Source organism: Burkholderia sp. LMG 13014 (genome assembly GCF_905232215.1).
Classification (GTDB): Bacteria; Pseudomonadota; Gammaproteobacteria; order Burkholderiales; family Burkholderiaceae; genus Burkholderia.
The window spans coordinates 1-2,171 of record NZ_CAJNKE010000806.1; the positions used below are offsets into that span (position 1 = coordinate 1).

A 2,171-nucleotide genomic window follows, 5' to 3' on the forward strand; every position below is an offset into this window, starting at 1 on the left:
CGCGGGTCGGCCATTGCTTCCGGCGTCTTGCCGTCGATCTTGATCACCTGGATGTCGCCGCTGAAATCCTGCCCCTTCAGCGTATAGCCGCGTGCCTCGATCTGCTTCGCGAGTTCGCCTTCGATCGGGTGGTACGGCTCCCAGAAGATCGTGTTCGGCGGCAGCAGCTGGTGATGGAAACGCATCGCGCCGACGGCCTCCTTCAACGGCATCTTGAAGTCGTAGATGTTGTTGATCACCTGGAAGATCGACGTGAAGATGCGCGAGCCGCCCGGCGTGCCGATCACGAGCGACACCTTGCCGTCCTTGGTCATGATCGTCGGCGACATCGACGACAGCGGGCGCTTCTTCGGTTCGATCGCGTTCGCGTCGCTGCCGACCACGCCGAACATGTTCGCGACGCCCGGCTTCGCGGAGAAGTCGTCCATCTCGTCGTTCAGCACGATGCCCGTGCCATCGGCGATCACGCCCGAGCCGAAATAGCCGTTGATCGTGTAGGTGTTCGACACCGCATTGCCCCACTTGTCGACCACCGAGAAGTGCGTCGTTTCAGCCTTTTCCGGCATCGTCGTGCCGAGGCCCGGCTGCACGCTCTTCGTATCCGACGGCTCCTTCGGGTTGACTTCGCCCGCGCGCTTCGCGATATACGCGTCGTCGGTCAACTGCGCGATCGGCACCTTGTAGAAGTCCGGATCGCCGAGATACTGCGCGCGATCGGCAAATACGCGCTTCTCGATTTCCGCGACGAGGTGGATGTACTGCGGAGAGTTGAGCTTCACGCCCTCGAAGTCCTGCTTGAGGTCGGCCTTCATCTTCAGCAGTTGCACGAGGCCGATGCCGCCCGAGCTCGGGGGCGGCGCGGTGATCACGTCATAGCCGTTCCACTTCGCCTGCACCGGCTGGCGCCACACCGCACGGTACTGCGCGAGATCCTCGGTGGTGATCAGCCCGTTGCCGTCGCCGGTCTTCATCGATGCGGCGATCAGCTCGGCCGTCTTGCCCTTGTAGAAACCTTCCGCGCCGTCATTCGCGATGCGCGTCAGCACGTCGGCGAGATCCGGCTGCTTGAAGTTCACGCCGGCCTTCAGCCCGGAGAAATACTTGTCGAAGTTGGTCTTGCCGCCGAACTCCTTCGATGCGTCGACACCGCGCTGCGCGAGCTGTTCGTCGACGACGAAGCCGTCGCGCGCGTAGTGGATCGCCGGCGCGAGCACCTGCTTCCATTTCAGCTTGCCGAAGCGCTTCTGCGCTTCCCACATGCCCGCGACCGTGCCCGGCACGCCGACCGCGCGCGGGCCGTACAGGCTCATGCCCGTGACGACGTTGCCGTCCTTGTCGAGATACATGTCCTTCGTCGCGGCGAGCGGCGCACGCTCGCGGTAGTCGATGAAGTACGGCTTGCCGTCCTTGTAGATCGTCATGAAGCCGCCGCCGCCGATGTTGCCGGCTTCCGGATACGTGACGGCAAGCGTGAACGCGATCGCGACGGCCGCGTCGATCGCGTTGCCGCCTTCCTTGAAGATCCGCTCCGCGGCATCCGCGCTGTACTTGTCGGCCACCGCAACGGCCGAACTCGTCAGGACTGCGGGCTGCGGCCCCTTCGCATAGACGGGCGCGTTCGGCAGGAAACCGATGCCGGCCACCGTCGCAAGCACGACAGCGGATGTTTTGAAGCGATTCAGCGTAGTCATTGCATGTCCCCCATGTGGATCTCCTTCAGGCAGGAAAAGCACCTGTTCCGCTCATGACCGCCGGCACGCCGATGGCCATCTCCGGTTTCGTAGTATAGGGGGACAAAAAGGGTCGAACACATGACGGGCAACGAAAGCGCATGCGTGATATGCGCTCGGTCATGCCGTGGCTTTTCAACATGCATGCGGATCGGTCGAAATTGCACGCAGTGCGCGTCCATCGTGTCCGTCCGCCGTACCCACCATCACGCAGCGCACAAAAAAACCGAAAGTTGCGAACTGCGCGGAAGACGATGCGGCACGTGCAAAAAAATCTGCAAACGTCGCTCCCACTGCACGAGCCGATCTGCGAAGATAGCGCCCCGCTTTCGCGCCGCATCATTTTTTCTTGCACGCGCCGCTTCACGTTTCTTCGTCTCACTTCCTATGGCATCACACAATGCACATCATGCGTCCGGCTTCGCAGCCGGCGTCGCCGCC

1 protein-coding gene is annotated in these 2,171 nt (G+C 62.5%); it reads right to left on the reverse strand.

What is annotated here, in order from left to right:
* Positions 1 to 1,691: gamma-glutamyltransferase (gene ggt / locus JYJ84_RS34820; protein WP_205190140.1), on the reverse strand; the 1,691-nt coding region annotated here is incomplete at its 3' end.
* Positions 1,692 to 2,171 lie beyond the last annotated feature (480 nt).